This window comes from Neisseria sp. HMSC065D04, from assembly GCF_001815675.1.
Lineage (GTDB): Bacteria > Pseudomonadota > Gammaproteobacteria > Burkholderiales > Neisseriaceae > Neisseria.
Genome location: NZ_KV821518.1, coordinates 111,685 through 132,299, shown reverse-complemented (window position 1 = coordinate 132,299; position 20,615 = coordinate 111,685). Strand labels below are relative to the sequence as shown.

Genomic DNA, 20,615 nt, shown 5'->3' with positions numbered 1-20,615 from the left:
ACATCAGAGGATTTGGATAAGGAAAACTGCCGATTGTGCAGCGGTCAGGTAAAGGCTTTTGCGCCACAAGGCAATCGCACCCGCCACACGCTGCGGCATGGAGGGGTCGTCTGAAACACGGCACAAGCCGGTTTGCCGCAAGGCTTGGTCGAAGGCTTCGGGCGTATAGCGGCCGTCGGCAAAATCTTGGAACACGCGGCGGTCGAATTCGATGCGGACGTGGTAGTACAACAGCGCCGCTGCCAAGACAAGCTGCACCGCCGACCACGCTCCGCCGCGTTGCGCGGACAAAACGAATAGCAAGGCATTGAACACGGCGGTATAGCGGGCGGTGGCAAGCAGGCGGGCGGTAATCAGGCTGTCAGTGGAATTGTCCATTCGCATTCCTTTTTGGTATGGAAACCGTCATTCGGGGCATATCCTGTCCAAGGGTCGTCTGAATTTGTTATCGGGATGGCACAGGTTTACCTAAAAACAAATTCTTTTCCGTAATCAAAATATAAATGGCTACTGCAGATAAAATGGCCGTCTGAATAACCTTGCTGTCGGGGTGGGTGGCGAAAATCTCGTTACCCAGATTGGCGCACAGGTGGAATATCGTCGCCACGGCGATGCTGCGCCCGCTTTTGGCGTACAACCAGTTCATCAATAGGACGAAGACAAACATGCTGACCACGAAATTAACCGTGTAGAGTGCGCCTTCGGAAACGATTTGGCTGTGGTAATAGCCTTTGACGAAGGCAAGCGGCATGTGCCAAAACGCCCAATACACGGTAAATAGCAAAGATGCGACAAACAGGCTTCTGCGTGCCGTGAGCGCGTCGGTGCCATAGCTGTGCCACGCCAATTCTTCGGCAACAGGCGCAATAAGGAGCATGAACCATGGCGACAGCAAGGCGGACGTAAATGACGGATGTCCCGAAATGTGAAACTGCGCCCAACTGTGTCCGAAAGCGATGGAAATGAGTTGCGCCAGCACCAAGGTAACCGGACCGAGCAGCGCGGCAGCGAGCAGGTATCGCTTGGGAAAACCTGTCAGGCGGAACAGGCGGTGTTTCGCGTCCGTCCACAATTTGGGCTGTTTGTACAACATGAACGCCGCCACGAACATAGGGGTGAACAGCCCGGCTAACCCTAATGCAGCCTGTGCCCACTGGTACTCAACAGCATCAGGGCGGTGGCTGATGTAGGCGGCAGCAAACCATAATGTCCACGGAATCAGCAGGGATAAAGTGTAAAACGTAACGGGGCGGTAGCTTTTAGTCATAAGTTTCCCTCCTTACTTTTGGTTCGGCACAGATGAGTCATCGTATCGTGAATTTACTTTAAACTAGGACTGCATTGCCTTGCACAAGCTCAATAGAGAATGATTTGCTCAGCTTGGGCTTTTCATCTACTTATCTTAGCTATCTCGATTAGCGTCGCGGAAACTCGCTGCGTTCATTTTCAGACGGCCTGCCGCCGCTTCTACTGCCTTTGCCATTTCCGGCGGCAGCACCATCTGCGGGCGGGCCTGTTTCAGCTCCGCCGTTGCCTGTGCCAAATCCCGGCAGCCGCCGTAAACCAGCAGCCAAGTGAGTACCACCGCCGCGCTGCGTCCGTAGCCCAGCGCGCAACAGGTCAGAACCTTGCCGTGTTGCCGGCGCAATGCTTCCAGCAACGAAGCCGCCTGCACCAAATCGTTTTCAGACGGCGCAACCATGTCCAATAGCGGCAGAACGCGGCATGCGCCGCGATAGCGGGGGCAGGGATATTCGGCGCATACGTCCAATACGGCGGGGAGGTCGTCTGAAATTGCCAGGGGGTGCGGAGATTTAGCTTGTGAAGCGGATTTTTGTGGCAAAAAATGGTAGATGCAAGGCAAAAAGCGCAGCAAGGTTGAACACCTTGCGAGCATTTTTAACGCAGCAGATGCCGTTTTTTTCCCAAAAACTCCGCCACAATGCTGAATCTCCGCAACCCCTGAGATACTGCCAATCAACACATCATCGCGAACCCGCGCCGTCTTCGCCTTGCCGCGCAGCCAATAAGCCATGTTCAGCCGCACGCCCACCAGATAAGGCAGCAGTAAAACCGTTGCCGCCGCCGACAGCCTGCCGTCTGCCTGTTTTTGGAACACCGCCGCATTGCCGGTCAGATAGGCGAAAGCGACCACTGACAGCGACACGCTGACCCACAACATCCACAACCACGCGCCGCCGAACAAGGACGGCAGTGCCGACAATGCCGCACCCACCAGATACAGCATGGCGATTTTGATTTCGCGGGAACGTGTTTCGGGGGGAGTTTTGGCTTCACAGAAACTTGCTTCGCTCGTTTTAGCTTCGCAGAAACTCGCTTCGCTCGTTTTCAGGCGGCCTTGAGTATCAAAAGGCCGTCTGAAAGGCGATACGCCGTGTTGGGGTATTGCCCACAACACCAGCCAGCCCAGCAGCGCGCCGGTCGGCACGTCGATAAAATGGTGTTGGTAAGTCGTCAGTACCGACAAAGCAATCAGGCTTTGCCACAGAAAAATCGGCAAACGGATTTTGGGAAACCGCGTCCAATAAAACGCGCCGACAATGATAGACAGCGCGATATGCAGCGACGGCGATTGGTTGTACGGCAAATCAAATGCGACCAATGAATCAAACATCACGCCCCACAGCCCGTCGGTAGGCGGCTTCGGCCAGCCGAAATGCAGCGGGAACAACATAAAGCAAGTAGTGGCGACGATTTGCGCTGATACCAGCCGTGCGACATAGCGGTTTTGTTCACGCGCATTTCGGCAAAGGAAAAACGCCGCTGCATACATCAGATTCAGCGACCAATAAGGCAAAATCGTCCATTCCCAAAACGGAATGTTGCGCTCCCACGCAAAAGCGACTTCCGGCACATAGGCCAGCGATGCCGCGTAATGGTTGGACAGGCCGTAGCTGGCATAAAAAAGCATGCCGACCAAAGCGAGTTTGAGTAGAGAAGTTTTCAGCGTAGGTTTCATGTTTTATCTAGTGCATTCCACTTCATCGCCATAATGGTCGGAATTCAGGCAGGATAAAACGTTTTCTTTTGGATGGTAGCGGAATTCCTGCCACGGCCCCTCAGACGAAACGGCGCGCCAGTGATGCCGCGAAGATTGGTATTGCTTCAACGTCCCGTTTGCGCCTTTGACACAAAAATTCTGCGCCCTACCCGCTGCCAACATACCGTGCCGTTTATCGGTTGGTGTGGTAAATAAGGGAATAAGTTTAGACACATCGGCATTTCGGGCAAACTTCATTTTGACATGGCCGTATCCTTCACCGGATTCGATGATTAAGGCGGACAAGGGCTGTCCAAAAGCAACAGAATTTTTCAATTCAATAGTTAATGCTTCACCATCCGACTCTGTCTGCCTGCTCCGGCTGCGGGCAACGGAGGCGCGGTATTGGGCAGGCAGTTTGCCGATATCGGACTTTCCATAAGGCAAGGCATCAAAATCAACAGCGCAGCCTTTTTTCATAGATTCCAACAACGGCGTCCAGTCAGCCGCAGCGGCATAGCAGGCGGATGAAAATGCGGAAAGAATTAGTAATGTAAGTAATTTTTTCATTATGAAACTTCACCTTATTAAAATTTGTACAAGCGTAATAACTTTTCCCGAAAATTTCTTTGTATAGCTTTGCATATGGGCATATTGTATATTTCTTCGGAACGGATAAAATATGTCCTGCTTTCAAAACAAAGCAAGGATGGCGCCGGATAGTCCACGCCACACATCACTCTTTTTTACTTTATGGAGTAATACCAGATGAAACTCTTATCTGCCGCTGTTGTAGCCGTTCTGACCGCCGGTGTTTCCATGACTGCCGCCGCCGCTCCTGCAGGCTATGTTCCTTACAAATGCGACAACGGTAAAAAACTGAATGTCGTTTATGAATTCGACCGTAAAGGCAATGCAGTAGGCGCTTCTGCAAATGCAGCCGGCAAACAAATCAGCCTGCGCGTTGACAAACGCCGCTCTGACAGCACCGGCACTACCTTCACCAACAAACGCGGTTTCTCTATGTCTGCCGGTTACATCGACCGCAACACCCACACCACTTCCGAAGTCGTGGGCGTCAGCGATGCACAAAACCGCTTCATCGTGAAAAACTGCGAACCTGTTAACATCGATCGTTAATTTAAAGCAACGATTTAAGTTTCTTCGAGGTCGTCTGAAAACCGAAATAAGGTTTCAGACGACCTTTCGTTTTATCTGTTTCCAGGCAAATTTTGAAACTGTTGCACATCTGCACAACTACCGTTCCCCGCACGTATAGTGGATTAACTTTAAACCAGGACGGCGTTACCTCGCCTTAGCTCAAAGAGAACGATTCTCTAAGGTGCTGAAGCACCAAGTGAATCGGTTCCGTACTATCTGTACTGTCTGCACGGCTGTCGCCTTGTCCTGATTTAAATTTAATCCACTACTATATCAACCTAAAAATGTTTCGCTACGCGAGAAACGGCGGTAATTCATCAACTCCTCTTTTTATTTCTTCACAGCTAGGCTCACGGTAAAGATGCCGTCTTCGTCTATCCACTGATGGATTTTTTCAAAACCGGCTTTTTCTACAAGCTGATCCATTTCCTGCTGGCTGCGGCGGCGCATTACCCAGTTCGGGCTGCCTGCTTTGTGGCTGGTCAGCGCGCGCGCAATCATTTCGAGCTGCGGATGCCATGGCTGACCGGTGTAAATCAGGTAGCCGCCTGTTTCAATCGCATCGCCGAAGCCGTAGAGCGAGTTCAAAATCAAATCGTTGTCGGCAAACAATTCATGCAGGCCGGAAACGATGCCCAGTGTGGGGCGGGGCTGCAAATCCTGATAATTGGCGCGGTCGTAGGCATTGACTTCGTCGAAGGTAACCGTGTCTTGCAGACCGCGTTCGGCAATCAGCTTGCGTCCGGCTTCGACGTTAATCGGGCTGTAATCGCGCAGGCGCACGGAATCGGGCAGCGTGTCGGCAGTCAGTGCGTCAAGCACATAGCGGCCGTGCCCCGAGGCAATATCGAGAACGTGTACCGGTTTGCCCGCTTCGCGCAGCTTGGCAGAAGCTACCTGAATCGCTTTGCCGATATTGATTTTACGTTGGCGGATGCCGCGCCAGCCGATGGCGTTGAGATAGTGTTTGTCCACCGCCACACCAAAGGCGTTGCTGCCCTGCGGCTGGTTGCGGTACACATAATCCAGCGTGCTGCCAGAGTCGTAGCCGGTTTCCTTGCCGATTTTCAAACCTTCGCTCCAGCGCGCGCCGAGGTCGAGGGCAGCTCGGTAAACCGCCCAAAATGCGCCGCGCGGCGAACAAATAGGCAAAGGCGTGGCCAGTTCGTCGGCTTCGCGGCGGCTTTCGCCGTGCAGGTGGGCTTGGGTCAAATCGACTTGATATAAAGGCTGATTGAAACGTTCGCGGATAAAGCGGCGCATTTCGACAAAGGCGATTTCGCGGTTTTGTTCGCCCAATGTGTCGTGATAGAAACCGGGCAGGATATGGCGTTCTTTGATGCGGCTGCCCAAACGGTTGTAGAAATCGTGTTGCGGTTTGTGGTGAACAACCCAGTCGCTGCCGGAAATCAAAAGCTGCAAGGGCGTGGTAATCGCCTGCGCATCGGCGACGACACGTTCGGCAGCCTCATACAAACCGAGCAGGATGCGCACGGAAATGGCGCGGGCGATGAGCGGATCGTTATCGTAGCTGTCTTGGCGTTCTTTATTGTGGGTCAGGTAGTGGGCTTTGACGTAGCTGTTGACAAAGAAATTGCCGCGCCATTTCTGCATGATTTTCAAGCCGGTGCGGGCAAAAGGGACGTAGAGTTTGACTTTGAATGCGGGCGATGCCAATACGGCACAGCGGATTTTTGGCGCGTAGTCGTGCAGCCAAGTGGAAACCAATACCGCGCCGACGCTTTGCGCGATCACGCAGATATTTTCAGGCTTGATGCCGTATTCGCTTTGGATGTGGCGGATAAAGTCGTCCACATCGGCAACGGAAGTACCGATACTGGGGCTGTCGCCGCGCTCGCCGGGGCTGTGGCCATGACCGCGCGCGTCCCATGCGAAATAGGCAAAATCGTCGAAACCGAGTTCGTCGGCAACAAACATCATCCGGCCGGAATGCTCGTGGCCGCGGTGGAACAGCACGATGGCTTTATCGGCCGAACCGTCGGCAGCGGGTCGGTAGCGGTAGAAAAGCGAAGTGCCGTCTTGGGTAGAAAAGTATTTTTGTTGCTCGGACATGAAAAACTCCTGATAGTCATATTTTTGAACGGTATCATGACACGCTGAATTTATGCAATCGTTATCTGATAAACGGATAAAGGAAATGACGGAAAGAAGCAACAAAAGGTCGTCTGAAACGTTTCAGACGACCTTTACCGCGTTTAACCAAGTGCTAAATGACTGCTAATTTTGCCGTGTTTAAATACACCCATCAAAACCCCAATGACACATTTCGAAAGGAAGTCGAACATGAAAAAATTATTATTGGCCGCCATCGTCGCTTTGTCCGCTGCTGTCGCAGGTGCCAACGATTACATCGAACACCAAATTTACAGCGACAAAAATTTTGAACAAAACCGTACCAAAGCCATCAGAATGCTTGAGCAACGCGGCTATCGCGTTCACGACATCGACGCCGACGACTATCGCGGCAGACCTGTATTGGACGTAGAAGCCTACAAAGGCGGACGCGAATACGACATCAAATTGTCTTACCCCGACTTGAGAATCATCAAAGAGCGTATCGACTACTGATACACGATGCGTTACAGCTGCCGCAAACTGCCCGTTTGGCGGCAGTTTTTGTTGAAGGGGAACTTGGATTGCCGACTTCATCATTACAAACATGATTATCCCAAGAAGTGTAATGTTTTTATCGATAATGTATGACGTTGTGTAAATTCCCCGAATCAGAGGAACTAAAAAACGCTTTTTCCTTTCCATTTAAATTGATTCACTCAAACGGAGGATAAACATGGATTTCCACGATAAAAATAAAAAAGGGCAAGAGTCGCAAAATACGGTTTCTGACTGGGAGAAACCTTTCGAACGACCCGATCCCGATGCGCCGCAGCCTGTTTCCGAAGTTTGGGAAGATTCAGAAGAAGCGTTTGCTAAGGGTGAAGAAAATTTAAAAACTGAAGAAGCTGTAAACATTGAAGAATCCGTGAAAGCTGAAGAAACTTTAAAAGTTGAAGAAACTGCGGAATCTGAAACGGCAGACCATCAACAAGACAGCAATGCCGAAGAGGCCGTGACGGATAACATCATCCTTGAAGGCATTGAGACGTCGTCTGAAAAGCCCAAAAAGAAAAAGAAAGACAAAAAAGACAAGGCGAAGAAGAAAAAACAAGCCGCCGATGCGCCGCCTTCCGATCTTTTGGGTACGAACAAAGGCGTGGAAACCATGTTCCGCAACGCTGTGCGTTCGGAGATGGAGCTGCTCGCGCTGGCGGCGACCAAGGCGAACATTATGATTTCGCTCAACGGTTTTATCGTGTCTGCGCTGATGATTTCGGGCGCGTTTATTTTTTCATCGTCGCCCGAATTTCTGATTCCGGCGAGTACGTTTATGATTACCGCCGCCGCGTCCATCGTATTCGCGCTGCTGTCCGCTTCGCCCGAACGTATCGGCAAAATGCAGGCGGCGCGTGCTTGGGTTAAGGATTTCTTCCGCGGACGCGCCAAACTGCGTGATTTGAGAACCCGCCTCAGCAGCACCCAAACGCGCTTTTTCAGCGGCAGCCAGCCCAATATCCTGATTTACGAAGACCGTGTGAAGGTGCAAAAAGACCAATATTGGGAAATGATGCAGGAGATTATGGGCGACCGCAAACAAGTCTATCAAAAGATGAGTGATCATCTTTACTGGCTGGGCTTGCTGGCGGACAAACAGTTCAAATACATCAACTTGTCCTATGCCGTATTCCGTTGGGGGCTTTTGGCTTCGCTGGCGGCGTTTATCGGCGTGAAGACGCTGCCTTCGCTGCTGACCCAACCTGCCAACAATGCGGCAGAGCTGCGCTCTTTGGGTATTAATATGTTCAACGGCGTGTACGAGCCATCTGCCGTGCAACAGCTTCCCGACGGCAAACTGCTGATTGCCGAAGACGAACCGAACCACGCGTTCAGCATCGTCAGCATCGATTCGTCCGGCAGATTTATCGAAGACGAGGCCTTGGATACACGCGTGATCACCGGCTTCAAACGCCGCCTGAGCGACTTGGAAGCATTGGCGCGCGACGATGAAGGCTTTATCTACGCGCTCACTTCGCACTCGCGCACCCGCAAAGGCAACCGCTCGCCCGACCGCGAACACCTGATGCGCTTTAAAATCCAAGACGGCAATGTGTTGGGACTGACCAGCTACGACAATCTGACGCAGGTTTTGGAAACCGACCACAAATTGCACGACCTCATCCGCGAACGCACCAAAGCCGAAGTTTCCTTTGAAGAAATCAATATCGAAGGCATGGCGTTCGACCCTGTGAAGAAACGCCTCGTCTTGGGCTTCCGCGATCCTGAGTTCAACAATATGGCGCTGGTGGCATTCATCAGCAACCCGAAAGACGTGTTCGAGCGCAACGCCAAGCCTGAGTTTGATGAAGTCGCCATCCTCGACATCGACGGCGGCGGTATCCGTTCTATCAACTACGACCCGGTGTTGAAAAACTACGTCATCGCCAACGAAGTGAAGGACGAAAACGGGCAGAAATTCTCGCAACTGTGGACTTGGAGCGGCAACCCGACCGACGAACCGCAAAAAATCTCCCTGCCCAACCTGCAACACATCACCAACGTCGAAGCCGTCGATTCGATTACGGTCAACGGCAAGCCGCAGATGATTCTGATGGGCGACGAAGGCAACGCTTCGCAGAAAATTACTGCCAAGTATATGTTGGTGGATTACAGCCAGCTTGGTAAACAGTAGTTTTAAAGCTGATTAAAGGTCGTCTGAAACTGAGGGTTAAGGTTTCAGACGACCTTTTTTTGGCGAATGACTGCTCCATCCAAACCGATACGGCATTGCCTCGTTTTGATTGGTATCCTTCCGCGAAAGGACAAATCGAAAGCCGCGGACTGGGAAGCAGCTGCAAAAGAAAGGTCGTCTGAAACCAAATCATGATTTCAGACGACCTTTCTTTTTACTATTGTCCAAGGGCTATCGGCTTGCGTTCAACCGTTTGTCCGGCCGTGTAAACATAAACACCACCAGCGAAGTCAGCGCGCCCAGCGTATCGGCGAGCATGTCTTTTTGCGCGTCCCAAATATCGCCTTGCGAACCGAGCACTTCCAACCCCGCTTCGCCGCCGTCAATCACCGCATATTGCCATTCGATGATTTCGTAAGCCGCCGCCACGCTCATGATGAAGAACAAGGAAAAAAACAGGGCAAGCGCGGGTCGGCAGAGTTGGCGGCGCAACAGCCATTCCGCCATCGGATAGGCGTAGAAACCGATGATGTAGTGTCCGACGCGGTCGAAATGGTTGCGCCCTTCGCCTAAAAACGGCGCAAGCAGGCGGTTTGCCCAATCGAAGGGGACATCGGCGAAGGTATAGTGCGCGCCGATGGTGTGCATAATCAGCCAGAAGCTCATGAATACATAAGCCGGATTACTGAAACGGAAGCGGCGGTAAGTGGCAATGAGCGCGACAAATACGGTGGAAACGGGGAGGATTTCGGCGTACCAAACGGCGCGGTCGGAGGGGTTGATGCCCGACCAGACGATGAGTGCGGCAATGAAAACCGTGAGCAGCAAAGGGATGATGTGCGAAGTTTTTTGCATAAAGTTTATCGTGTTATCAATGGAATGGAAGAGAGAGAAACGATTTTCAGACAGCCTTCAAACCATTGATGACGCGTTTATAGCAGGTGTAAACCAATGCCGCGCAAGCCAGCCACATGACGACGTAGAAAACCGCATGGAAGCTGCCCGCCACCGTATACCACACCGCCAGTACGCCGATAAAGAACGCGCGGTCGCTCTTGCCGAACGGCCCGTCATAACGCCGCCCGTTGCCGTGTACCTGCCCCAACACGCCGCAAAATTCGGTCATTGCCGCAAGCCAGACAAACAGGCCGATTTGTGCGCCGTCAAACGGGGCGATAAAGGCGAAAGGCAGATACAGCGCGGCATCGGCAGCAACATCGGTGATTTCGTTCAGATAGCCGCCCAATGCCGACTGCTGACCGAACTCGCGCGCCAGCATTCCGTCCACCGCGTTCAACGCCATGCGGACAAACAGCCACACGGGCAACAGCCAAAACAAGGCAGGAACCTGCGCGCCGAGCGACAGCAGCAGCCCGACCGCGACCGACACCGCGCAAGCCGCCAGCGTAACCTGATTGGCGGTTACACCACGGTTATAAAGCGCGCGCACCAGCGGGCGCAGCAGGTTTTGAAATTTGGGTTTAAGGGCGTAGATGCTCATAATTATGCCGTCTGAAAATAAACGAAGTGCCGCGATTATAGACGAAATCCGTTATAATCCGTCAACTTTCCAACCACGCGGTTCGCAAACCTCCCGCGTTACCAAAACTAGGATTCATCATGCAAAACCAACAAGCCTTGGTCATCTTCTCCGGCGGCCAGGACTCCACCACCTGCCTGATTCAGGCGATTCAAACCTACGGACGCGAAAACGTCCAAACCATCACCTTCCAATACGGACAACGCCACGCCGTCGAGCTGGAACGCGCCCGCTGGATCGCGCAGGATTTGGGTGTCAAACAAACCGTACTCGACTTGAGCCTGATGCAGCAGATTACGCACAACGCCCTGATGGACGATACCGCCGCCATCGAAACCGCTTCAGACGGCCTGCCCAATACCTTCGTAGACGGACGCAACGCCCTGTTCCTGCTCTACGCCGCCATCTACGCCAAAGGACAGGGCATCAGGCACATCATCGCGGGCGTGTGCGAAACCGACTTCTCCGGCTATCCCGACTGCCGCGACGTGTTCGTCAAATCCATGAACGTTACCCTCAATCTGGCGATGGACTACGCCTTCCAAATCCACACCCCGCTGATGTACCTGACCAAAGCGCAAACTTGGGCGCTGGCGGACGAAATGGGCGCGCTGGACTACATCCGCGAGCAGACCCACACCTGCTACAACGGCATCGTCGGCGGCTGTCACGAATGCCCGAGCTGCGTGTTGCGCGAGCGCGGATTGGTGGAATATTTGGAAAGCAAAAAGGCCGTCTGAAAAAAGTGTTCCGTCTAGAGTGGGAACGTCTGCGGCAAGAGGGCGGTCGAATAATAAGCCGAGAACAACTGTAAGGGCCGTCATGACCGACAAAATCCATCTCTACCACCCGCTCCATACCCTGAAACCTTTTTCAGACGGCATCTGGATTGCTGACGGAAAAGTCATACACATGAATTTTCCGCTGGGCATCAAAGTGCCGTTCAGCACCCGCATGACCGTCGTGCGCCTGAACGACGGCGGGCTGTGGTGTCATTCGCCGGTTGAACCCGCGCCCGAACTGCTGCGGCAAATCGACGCGCTCGGCGAAGTCCGCCATCTGGTTTCGCCCAACAAAATCCACTACGCCCACATCGCCGCGTGGAAACGGCATTACCCGCAGGCGCTTGCGTGGGCAAGTTCCGGCGTGCGCGAACGGGCGGCATCGCAGCATATTGCCGTTTGTTTCGATGCCGACCTCGGTGCCGCCGCGCCGCCGCAATGGGCGGACGATTTGGCGCAAATGCCGTTTGCGGGCAGCTCAGCGATGGAGGAAACCGTGTTTTTCCATCGCGCGAGCCGAACCCTGATACTGGCCGATTTGATTGAAAACTTCGAAACTGCCAAATTTCCCAACCGCTTTTGGGCGAGCGTGATGAAACTGACGGGTATCGCCGACCCCGACGGCAAAGCCCCCGCCGACTGGCGCGCCACCTTCAAAGACAAAACCGCCGCCCGCGCCTGCCTGAAGCAGATGCTGGACTGGCAGCCCGAAAAAATCATACTGGCGCACGGCCGCTGCTACGAAACCGGCGGCACGGACGAACTGCACCGCGCGTTCAGATGGCTGGATTAGCCAAGCTGCGGCTGTTTTGTTGAAAAATATAGTGGATTAACTTTAAAAAGCCACAGCAGCGTGCAAAACCACTATGGCTTCTCATACAACCAAAGATCGTCTGAAAACATATAGTGGATTAAATTTAAACCAGTACGGCGTTGCCTCGCCTTGCCGTACTATCTGTACTGTATCTGCGGCTTCCGGCCTTGTCCTGATTTAAATTTAATCCACTATAGTTCCGATAAGACGGAACGTTTTCAGACGACCTTTTCTGCTGCCAGCAACATTTCCACATTCCGCTCGGTCGCTTCGGCTATCTCTTCAACGGCAACGCCGCGAATTTCAGCGGCGATGGCGGCGATTTGGCGGATGTTGGCGGGCGTGTTGATTTCGTTTTTCAGCATAAACGGACTGTCGGTTTCCAAGACGAAATCGGTGTCATTTAAGGCTTTGAGGGTTTCGCGTATTTTTCGTGCGTTCAGGTTCAGCAACAGCGAACCGATGCCGATTTTGAAACCCAATTTCGTCAACACGCGCGCTTCTTCCGCGCTGCTGGAGAAGGCGTGAACGATGCCACCTTGGGTAAAGCCTGTCTGCTTGACGGCGGTGGTGATGTCGGCGGTGGCTTTGAGATTATGGATAATCACGCGGCGGCGCAGGGTTTGCGCGATCTCAAGCTGGCGGCTGAAGACTTGGATTTGCCGTTCGCGCTGTCGTTGCGTTTGGGTTTTGTCGTAAAAATCCAAGCCGATTTCGCCGACCCATGCCGTCGGACGCGCTTTCAATACTTGCTCCAAACGCCGGAAATCCGGTTCGGAAACGTCGTCTGAAAACCAAGGATGGATGCCGAGCGCGATATGAATGTTGCCCCAAAGCGGGTTTTCAGACGACCTTTGCGCCAAATCCGCCACGCCCTGCCAATCCTGCGGTCGGGTCGCGGGAACGATAAACCGCCCTACCCCTGCCTCCCGCGCGGCGGTCAAAACGTGCGGCAGGTTTTCGCGTAAGGCGGGATCGGCGAGGTGGCAATGGGTATCGGTCAGGTTCATTTCGATTTCACAACAATTGCAATCTTGCCAACTCTTTTTCTACATCTTCCGCGCCCCAGCCTTGCGATACGGCGAGGGTCATGAGCGCGGTGGCGGTTTCGAGGTTGCATTTGCCGCCGTTGATGATGCCCGAATTGCGGAACGCGTTGCCTTGCGCGTAAACGGCGGCGGTTCTGCCTTGTCGGACTTGACTGATGTTGAGCAGCAGTTTTCCTTGCTGCGTAAAGTCTCGGACAGCGCGGATGAAGCCTTCGTCTGCGGGGGTGTTGCCGTGTCCGTAGCTTTGCAGGATAAGGGCGTGGGCGGGAAGCTGTGCGAGTCCGTCCGCAAGTTCTTGGACGGCAAAGCCGGGGATAAGCGTGCGGACGGCGATTTTTGCCTGCGGGTCGGGATAGCGGATTTTGAGGTCGTCTGAAACATCCGCCGCATCTTGGGACGGGACGCGGATATGATGCCAGCCTTGGGTTTCGTCCCATTCGGCGATGGCGCCGAAATGCGGATTGTCGAAGCCTGCGGCGGTTTCGGTGCTGACTTTGCTGCTGCCGACGGCGGGATAAAGTTTGCCGTCAAAAGCGATGACGGTTTGTTTGAGCTTGAGGCTGAAGGCGGCGACGGCGGTGGAGAGGTTGCACGGAGCATCGCTGTTTTCGGCGGCGTAAGGCCATTGGGAGCCGGTCAGGACAATCGGTTTGCCCAAGCCTCGCAGGGCGAGTGCGAGGAAGTTGGCGGTGTACGCCATGCTGTCTGTGCCGTGCAGTATCAGGATGCCGTCGCAGGAAGGCAGTTTGGCGGCGATGATGTCCAGCCAGTCGCGCCAGTGTTGCAGGGTGACGGAGGAGGAATCAATCAAAGGATTGCAGACGTGCCACTCGAAGTCGAGGTCGTCTGAAAAGGGGGAAAGGGCTTGGCTGACAAGCGCGGTATCTGGGCGCAGGCCTTCGCTGCTTTGGGTCATGCCTATGGTGCCGCCTGTGTAGAGGACGAAGATTTTTTGTTTCATGGACATCATCGGGTCGTCTGAAAATAATGATGCGGCTTATTTAACTATATTTCGGACAGGCTGGCAATTTGGCGGCGCAGACGGTTTTCAGACGACCTTGAAATGAAAAAGCACCCCGAGGCTGCCGATATTTGATTTTCCAAGTGGATTTTTATTAACGAAGCGGGAGGTTCAAGGCGGACGCCGCAACAAGCTTGGACAATTTGTGAGGATTGCCAACGCAGAAGATACCGCTTTGGGGATAAAAAGACACGGAAACTATTGAATATCGTCAGCCTTGTCAGGATGCTTGATTTTATTGTTCGCTTTGCGCGGCTTTTTTGGCTGCCTTGGCGGCTTTGCGCTGCGCCCGCTTTTCGCTCAATTTGGTACGGTAGAACTGGAGGCGCTGACGTTTTTTCCACCAAAACCAAGCCAACACCACTGCCAATATACCCAAAACAGTAAAGATGCCGGATTGCAGGCTGTGCATTTTTGCCATCAGCCAATCAATGTTGTGCGCGCCGTATTCGCCCAAATAAATCCAAACCGGCACGGAAACCAACGCGGCAAGCCCGTCCATCAGGATGAAGCGGGTATAGGAAACTTTGCGGCTGATACCCGCGGTTACGAACACGGCGGTTCGCAGGCCGGGCAGGAAGCGGGCAACGAACAATACCCAGTTGCCGTATTTGTCGAATTTCTCCTGCACCTGCGCGTAACGCTTAGGCGTCATCACGCGGGCGATGGGTTTAAACTTGAGGATTTTCTGCCCCCACAAGCGTCCGGCGACAAACATAAATCCGTCGCCCGCCAACACGCCGAGCATACCGACGACAACCATCCAGTGAGACCTGGTATAACCCAAGCCGGAAATCACGCCGCCTGTCACCAGCGTCAAATCTTCGGGAATCGGCACGCCAAAGCCGCAAATGACCAAAACGAAAAACACGGCTGCGTAGCCGTATTGGACAAAAAAGTCTTCTAAAAAGGCAAACATGGCGTATCCATCGGTTGTAATGTGGAGGGGAAATTCATTTGAACTGAATGTTGTATTTTACCAAAGATAGGGTCGTCTGAAAGAAATAACAAGGCAGGTTATGAAAATAGGCGTGAACAATATGAATTGATGTGTTTCAGACGACCTTGAATCCTAAAAAACACAGTGGATTAACCTTAAACCGGCATGGCGTTCCCCGCCTTGCCCTGGTTCAAAATCAATCCACTGTACCGCCGTTCCCATTTGCACGGAAATGACGGCAGTTTCAAGGTTTGTTAAAAACCCGATTTATTGTCCGACAGTATTACTGCTTGCCGGTGATGGCTGCTGCGATGCGTTCCGCACCTTTTTTCGCCCAGTCCGCCTGACGCGCTTCGACCATGACGCGCACGACCGGCTCGGTACCCGATGCGCGCAACACGACGCGGCCTTTGCCTTCGAGTTCTTTTTCCACTTCTGCCAACTCGTCTTTCGAGGCTTCCTGCCATTTCTGACCTTTTTGGATGCGCACGTTGATCATGGTTTGCGGATACGGCTGCCAGTCGGCGCAAACGGTGGCAAGGTCTTGGTTCAGGATTTGCAGTGCCGCCAAAACTTGCAGCGCGGAGATGATGCCGTCGCCGGTGTTGTGTTTGTCCATGCACAAAATATGGCCGCTGGCCTCGCCGCCGATGAGCCAGCCGCGTTGGTTCAGCTGTTCCAACACATAGCGGTCGCCGACTTTGGCGCGGCAGAAATCGACGCCCTGCTCTTTCAGGGCAATTTCCATCGCCATATTGGTCATGACCGTACCGACCACGCCGCCGATGTTGATGCCTTCGCGGGCGCGGGCTTTGGCAATGACGTAAATCAGGCTGTCGCCGTCGTACACTTTGCCGTTGCGATCGACCATCATCAGGCGGTCGCCGTCGCCGTCCAACGCGATGCCGTAGTCGGCTTCGTTTTGCAATACGGCGGCCTGCAAGGCTTTAGGATGGGTCGCGCCGCATTTTTCGTTGATGTTGTAGCCGTTCGGTTCGTCGCCGATGCTGACGACTTGCGCGCCGAGTTCGTGGAACACTTTGGGCGCAACGTCATAGCCTGCGCCATGCGCGGTATCGACCACCAATTTCAGGCCGCGCAAATCCAAATGGCTGGGGAAGGTGGATTTGCAGAATTCGATGTAACGGTCGTCCGCGCCGTTGATACGGCGGGCGCGTCCGAGGCGGGCGGACGGCTGGGTTTTCATTTCCTCATCAATTTTGGCTTCGATTTCCAATTCGATTTCATCGCTCAGCTTCACGCCGCCTTCGGCAAAGAATTTGATGCCGTTGTCGGAATACACATTGTGCGACGCGGAAATCATCACACCGGCGGACAAACGCAGTGCACGAGTCAGATAAGCCACGCCCGGCGTAGGCAGCGGGCCGGTTTGGATGACGTTGACACCCGCGGCGGTAAAACCCGCCACCAGCGCGGCTTCGAGCATGTAGCCGGAAATGCGCGTGTCTTTGCCGATCAGGACGGTCGGCTTCTGCCCGCCGTCATGCTGCACCAACACCTGCCCCGCCGCATAACCGAGTTTCAATACGAAATCGGGTGTGATCGGGAATTGACCGACTTCGCCGCGCACGCCGTCCGTGCCGAAATATTTTTTTGCCATGAGTTTGCTCCGTGAGGATGTTTTTAGAATGGGGTTACCCGTAAATGTCATAACGGGCAGTATAGGGGATTTTATGCAAAACTGTTGGGATTTATGTTTAGCGTCATTAGATTGCGCCTGAGCGGTATAGTTTCTTATTTTATCAAAATACGGAACAAGTTAACCGGATTAAACAAACAGGTCGTCTGAAACCGTCCAACTCGTTTTCAGACGACCTCTTTATCACCACTTCAGGAGCTGCCGACATTTCATTTTCCAAGTGGTTTTTTGCTTCCAAAACGAAAACTATCGGACGCCGGCAGGCCCTAAGGCGTCCCACACCTTCAACGCATCCGCCGTTGCCTTCACATCATGCACGCGCACGATTTGTGCGCCGCGCGCCACGGAAACCAGCGCCGCCGCCACGCTGCCGTGTACGCGTTCCGCCACGTCCGCCTCGCCGGTCAGCTCGCCTATCATGCGTTTGCGCGACACACCGATCAGCAGCGGGAAACCCGTTTCCGCCATCAATTCGGGCAAGTGCCGCATCAGCGCGATATTGTGTTGCAGGTTTTTGCCGAAGCCGAACCCCGGATCGAGCGTGATGCGTTGCGGGGCGATGCCTGCCGCGATACATTCCGCCGTCCTCTCTTTCAAATACCGCGCCACTTCGCCGACCACATCTTGATATTTCGGATTAATCTGCATGTTTTCGGGCAAACCCTGCATGTGCATCAGGCAAATGCCCGTGTCCGCCTGACGCGCCAGCAATTCGACCGCTCCATCGTCGGTCAACGCCGCTATATCATTAATAATATCGACGCCGCCGAGCGCCAACGCTTTTTCCATAATCACCGTGCGGCGCGTGTCCAAACTGACTGGAACGCCCCACCCCGCCACTTCCGCCAATACAGGCGCAACCCGCGCCCATTCTTCTTCAGGCGAAACATAATCCGCACCCGGCCGCGTCGATTCGCCGCCGATGTCGAGAATGTCCGCGCCCTCCTTTAGAAGCTGTTCGGCGTGTGCCAAGGCTGTTTGGGCATTTTGCGAATATACGCCGCCGTCGGAAAAAGAATCGGGCGTCAGGTTGACGATACCCATGATTTTCGGCTTGTCCAAACCGATTTCAAACCTGCCTGCCTGCCAGATGCGTGTGGTCATGATGGTGTTCCGTAAAATAATGAAGACGAAATTATAGGTCGTCTGAAAACATCATGCAGCTTTCAGACGACCCCGTTTTACAAATCCTGCCGTTTAATGCAAAAATCAGGTTTCCCGTCCCCATCCGTCTGACAAAGGAACCATCATGTACCGCCACGTCAAATACTACCCCGGCGACCCGATTTTGAGTTTGGTCGAAACCTTCAAAAACGACCCGCGTCCCGAAAAAGTCAATTTGAGCATAGGCATTTATTTCGATGATGAAGGCAAAATGCCCGTATTGGAATCCGTAAACCGTGCCGAAACCGCCCGCGCCGCCACGCCCGCGCCGTCGCCCTACCTGCCTATGGAAGGCTTGAACACTTACCGCAGCGCGGTGCAGCATTTGTTGTTCGGCAAAGACAACCCCGCGCTCGCGCAAGGACGCATCGTTACCGTACAAACCTTGGGCGGCTCGGGCGCGCTCAAAGTCGGGGCAGACTTCCTGCACCGCTGGTTCCCCGCAGCGCGCATCTACGTCAGCGACCCGACTTGGGACAACCATCGCGGCATTTTTGAAGGCGCCGGTTTCGAGGTCGGCACTTATCCTTATTACGACCCCGCCACCGTCGGCGTCAAATTCGATGAAATGACCGCGTTTTTCAACACCCTGCCCGAACACAGCATCCTAATCCTACACCCCTGCTGCCACAACCCGACCGGCGTGGATATGTCGGAACAGCAATGGGACGAAGTGTTGCAAATCATCAAAACGCGCAAACTGATTCCGTTTATGGACATCGCCTACCAAGGCTTCGGCGGCGATTTGGACAGCGATGCCTACGCCATCCGCAAAGCGGTGGAAATGGAATTGCCGCTGTTCGTCAGCAATTCATTCTCTAAAAATCTGTCGCTCTACGGCGAACGGGTCGGCGGTTTGAGCGTGGTTTGCCCGAATAAAGAAGAAGCGGAATTGGTGTTCGGTCAACTCAAATTCACCGTCCGCCGCATCTACTCCAGCCCGCCCGCACATGGCGCCTATATCGCCGCCGATGTGATGAACAGCACCGAACTTTACGCCTTGTGGCAAAATGAAGTCTATGTCATGCGCGACCGCATCCGCGCCATGCGCCAGAAACTTTATGACGTTTTGACCGCCCAAATCCCTAACCGCGATTTTACTTATTTCATCAAACAGCGCGGCATGTTCAGCTACACAGGATTGAGCGTAGAACAAGTCCGCAGGCTGCGCGACGAATTTGCCGTTTACCTGCTGGATTCAGGCAGGATGTGCGTCGCCGGGCTGAATGCTTCGAATATCGCCTATGTTGCCGATGCGTTTGCCGAAGTGTTGAAATAAAGCGCAAAAAGTAAAAGGTCGTCTGAAACCTGATGTAGTTTTATTTGAAGTAAGTCAAAAGGCCGCCCGAAAAATTTTCATCTTTCAGACGGCCTCTCTATAATTGGCGCACCCAACAGGGATCGAACCTGTGACCTCCAGCTTCGGAAACTGACACTCTTCCAACTGAGCTATGGGTGCGAAGAAGGCGTAAGATTAACGCAAATCCCGCCTGTTGGCAAAGCCTATTATGCAGGATGGCGCAAACAAGACAAATTTGAAGAAAAATCCCATAAAATAATCAACAACATACACAACTCACCCCCTAACAGGCGGCAAAAAACCGCCGCCTTTGCGTATATTTTCCACAAGAGCGATTGGAAAGCCCTTGTGAATTCAGTATAATCCAGCAAAATATTGTTAACTGCGTTTAACACACCAAACTATAACTCAAAGCACAACCTAACCTAACGGCGAGGCCTACCAAATGAAACAACTCCGCGACTCCAAAGCCCAAGGCTCTGCATTGTTTACCCTTGTGAGCGGTATCGTTATTGCCATTGCAGTCATTTACTTCCTCATCAAATTGGCGGGCAGCGGCTCGTATGCAGACGTTGCCCAATCTTCCGAAACTGCTACCCAAACCCGCATCCAGCCCGTAGGACAGCTTACCTTGGGAGACGGCATTCCGGTAGGCGAACGCAAAGGCGATCAGATTTTCAACAAAATCTGTATCCAGTGCCACGGCGCAGACAGCTCCGTACCCAACGCGCCGAAAATCGAAAATAACGGCAACTGGGCGCCCCGTATCGCCCAAGGCTTCGATACTCTTTTCCAACACGCTCTGAACGGCTTTAACGCCATGCCTGCAAAAGGCGGCGCAGCCGATTTGACCGACCAAGAACTCAAACGCGTCATCACTTACATGGCGAACAAGAGCGGCGGTACCTTCCCTGATCCGGATGCCGCAGCACCTGCCGATCAAGCCGCTTCAGGCAATGCAGCCGCCTCCGCACCGGCCGCTGCCGGCTCCACCCCCGCAGCCGATGCACCTAAAGCCGAAGACAAAGGCGCAGCCGCTCCTGCAGCCTCCGGCGCAGACGGTAAAAAAGTTTTCGAAGCAACCTGTCAGGCATGTCACGGCGGCGCAGTCCCCGGCATTCCCGGCATAGGTAAAAAAGACGAATGGGCTTCACGCATCAAACAAGGTAAAGAAACCCTGCACAAACACGCTCTCGAAGGCTTCAACGCCATGCCTGCAAAAGGTGGCAACGCCGGCCTGAGCGACGATGAAGTCAAAGCAGCGGTCGACTACATGGCCAACCAATCAGGCGCTAAATTCTGATTTGTTCAAAAAACGCCATATATCCCATCAAAAACGCACCTTTAAACAAGGTGCGTTTTTTTGCAGCCATTCGCCATCCTAAAAGATATAGTGGATTAAATTTAAATCAGGACAA

General features: G+C 53.5%; 19 protein-coding genes, 1 tRNA gene and 1 pseudogene. 7 read left to right on the top strand and 14 right to left on the bottom strand.

Features of this window, described 5'->3' with window-relative positions:
• Positions 1-3: 3 nt before the first annotated feature.
• The 4 genes from HMPREF3050_RS07360 to HMPREF3050_RS07345 form a co-directional block, all read right to left on the bottom strand.
• Positions 4-378 (bottom strand): type 2 periplasmic-binding domain-containing protein, encoded by a 375-nt coding sequence (locus HMPREF3050_RS07360; RefSeq protein WP_070774290.1) that lies wholly within the window; start codon positions 376-378, stop codon positions 4-6.
• Positions 379-445: 67 nt separating this feature from the next.
• Positions 446-1,267, bottom strand: coding sequence for a CPBP family intramembrane glutamic endopeptidase (locus HMPREF3050_RS07355; RefSeq protein WP_070774289.1), 822 nt, complete (start codon positions 1,265-1,267; stop codon positions 446-448).
• Positions 1,268-1,402: 135 nt separating this feature from the next.
• Complete coding sequence (locus HMPREF3050_RS07350; protein WP_070774288.1) at positions 1,403-2,980, bottom strand: phosphatase PAP2/dual specificity phosphatase family protein; 1,578 nt, start codon at positions 2,978-2,980, stop codon at positions 1,403-1,405.
• Between the two features lie 3 nt (positions 2,981-2,983).
• Complete coding sequence (locus HMPREF3050_RS07345) at positions 2,984-3,571, bottom strand: hypothetical protein (RefSeq protein ID WP_070774287.1); 588 nt, start codon at positions 3,569-3,571, stop codon at positions 2,984-2,986.
• Between the two features lie 198 nt (positions 3,572-3,769).
• On the opposite strand from HMPREF3050_RS07345, the gene HMPREF3050_RS07340 reads away from it, so the two are divergent.
• The gene (locus HMPREF3050_RS07340; RefSeq protein WP_003755076.1) at positions 3,770-4,141 is read left to right on the top strand and encodes an ACP-like domain-containing protein; all 372 of its coding nucleotides are present in this window, start codon (positions 3,770-3,772) and stop codon (positions 4,139-4,141) included.
• A gap of 351 nt (positions 4,142-4,492) precedes the next feature.
• Here HMPREF3050_RS07340 and HMPREF3050_RS07335 read toward each other — a convergent pair whose 3' ends face one another.
• Positions 4,493-6,235 carry a bifunctional alpha/beta hydrolase/class I SAM-dependent methyltransferase gene (locus HMPREF3050_RS07335; protein WP_070774286.1) on the bottom strand — a complete coding sequence of 581 codons (1,743 nt, stop codon included), beginning with the start codon at positions 6,233-6,235 and terminating at the stop codon, positions 4,493-4,495.
• Positions 6,236-6,466: 231 nt separating this feature from the next.
• On the opposite strand from HMPREF3050_RS07335, the gene HMPREF3050_RS07330 reads away from it, so the two are divergent.
• Both HMPREF3050_RS07330 and HMPREF3050_RS07325 read left to right on the top strand, forming a co-directional pair.
• A complete protein-coding gene (locus HMPREF3050_RS07330) occupies positions 6,467-6,751 on the top strand; it encodes a PepSY domain-containing protein (protein WP_070774285.1) in 285 nt (94 codons plus the stop codon).
• 220 nt (positions 6,752-6,971) lie between these two features.
• Positions 6,972-8,927, top strand: a complete 1,956-nt coding sequence (locus tag HMPREF3050_RS07325; RefSeq protein WP_070774284.1) for a Pycsar system effector family protein — start codon at positions 6,972-6,974, stop codon at positions 8,925-8,927.
• A 231-nt stretch (positions 8,928-9,158) separates the two neighbouring features.
• On the opposite strand, the gene HMPREF3050_RS07320 is transcribed toward HMPREF3050_RS07325, so the two are convergent.
• A complete protein-coding gene (locus tag HMPREF3050_RS07320; protein ID WP_070774283.1) occupies positions 9,159-9,782 on the bottom strand; it encodes a DUF2238 domain-containing protein in 624 nt (207 codons plus the stop codon).
• Between the two features lie 46 nt (positions 9,783-9,828).
• A complete protein-coding gene (locus HMPREF3050_RS07315) occupies positions 9,829-10,428 on the bottom strand; it encodes a CDP-alcohol phosphatidyltransferase family protein (RefSeq protein ID WP_070774282.1) in 600 nt (199 codons plus the stop codon).
• Positions 10,429-10,547: 119 nt separating this feature from the next.
• Between HMPREF3050_RS07315 and queC the strand changes: the two genes are divergently transcribed.
• Together queC and HMPREF3050_RS07305 are read left to right on the top strand one after the other, a co-directional pair.
• Entirely contained in the window at positions 10,548-11,207 is a 660-nt protein-coding gene (queC, locus tag HMPREF3050_RS07310) for a 7-cyano-7-deazaguanine synthase QueC (protein WP_070774281.1), read from the top strand.
• An 82-nt stretch (positions 11,208-11,289) separates the two neighbouring features.
• A complete protein-coding gene (locus HMPREF3050_RS07305; protein WP_070774280.1) occupies positions 11,290-12,042 on the top strand; it encodes a DUF4336 domain-containing protein in 753 nt (250 codons plus the stop codon).
• Positions 12,043-12,135: 93 nt separating this feature from the next.
• Here HMPREF3050_RS07305 and HMPREF3050_RS14865 read toward each other — a convergent pair.
• The 6 genes and pseudogenes from HMPREF3050_RS14865 to folP form a co-directional block, all read right to left on the bottom strand.
• A pseudogene (locus HMPREF3050_RS14865) lies at positions 12,136-12,259 on the bottom strand (IS5/IS1182 family transposase); the annotation flags it as partial.
• Between the two features lie 22 nt (positions 12,260-12,281).
• Entirely contained in the window at positions 12,282-13,073 is a 792-nt protein-coding gene (locus HMPREF3050_RS07300) for a TatD family hydrolase (protein WP_070774279.1), read from the bottom strand.
• A 7-nt stretch (positions 13,074-13,080) separates the two neighbouring features.
• Positions 13,081-14,073: an asparaginase gene (locus tag HMPREF3050_RS07295; protein ID WP_070774339.1), complete on the bottom strand. Its 993-nt coding sequence runs from the start codon at positions 14,071-14,073 to the stop codon at positions 13,081-13,083.
• A gap of 295 nt (positions 14,074-14,368) precedes the next feature.
• Positions 14,369-15,052 carry a DedA family protein gene (locus HMPREF3050_RS07290; RefSeq protein ID WP_049228274.1) on the bottom strand — a complete coding sequence of 228 codons (684 nt, stop codon included), beginning with the start codon at positions 15,050-15,052 and terminating at the stop codon, positions 14,369-14,371.
• A gap of 304 nt (positions 15,053-15,356) precedes the next feature.
• A complete protein-coding gene (gene glmM / locus HMPREF3050_RS07285; RefSeq protein WP_070774278.1) occupies positions 15,357-16,694 on the bottom strand; it encodes a phosphoglucosamine mutase in 1,338 nt (445 codons plus the stop codon).
• Between the two features lie 285 nt (positions 16,695-16,979).
• A complete protein-coding gene (folP, locus tag HMPREF3050_RS07280; protein ID WP_070774277.1) occupies positions 16,980-17,837 on the bottom strand; it encodes a dihydropteroate synthase in 858 nt (285 codons plus the stop codon).
• Positions 17,838-17,982: 145 nt separating this feature from the next.
• On the opposite strand from folP, the gene HMPREF3050_RS07275 reads away from it, so the two are divergent.
• Positions 17,983-19,176 (top strand): amino acid aminotransferase, encoded by a 1,194-nt coding sequence (locus tag HMPREF3050_RS07275; protein ID WP_003763045.1) that lies wholly within the window; start codon positions 17,983-17,985, stop codon positions 19,174-19,176.
• Positions 19,177-19,280: 104 nt separating this feature from the next.
• Here the strand turns inward: HMPREF3050_RS07275 and HMPREF3050_RS07270 are convergent.
• Positions 19,281-19,356 (bottom strand) — tRNA-Arg (locus HMPREF3050_RS07270).
• A 286-nt stretch (positions 19,357-19,642) separates the two neighbouring features.
• Between HMPREF3050_RS07270 and HMPREF3050_RS07265 the strand changes: the two genes are divergently transcribed.
• The gene (locus tag HMPREF3050_RS07265; protein ID WP_070774276.1) at positions 19,643-20,500 is read left to right on the top strand and encodes a c-type cytochrome; all 858 of its coding nucleotides are present in this window, start codon (positions 19,643-19,645) and stop codon (positions 20,498-20,500) included.
• The last annotated feature ends 115 nt before the right edge of the window (positions 20,501-20,615 follow it).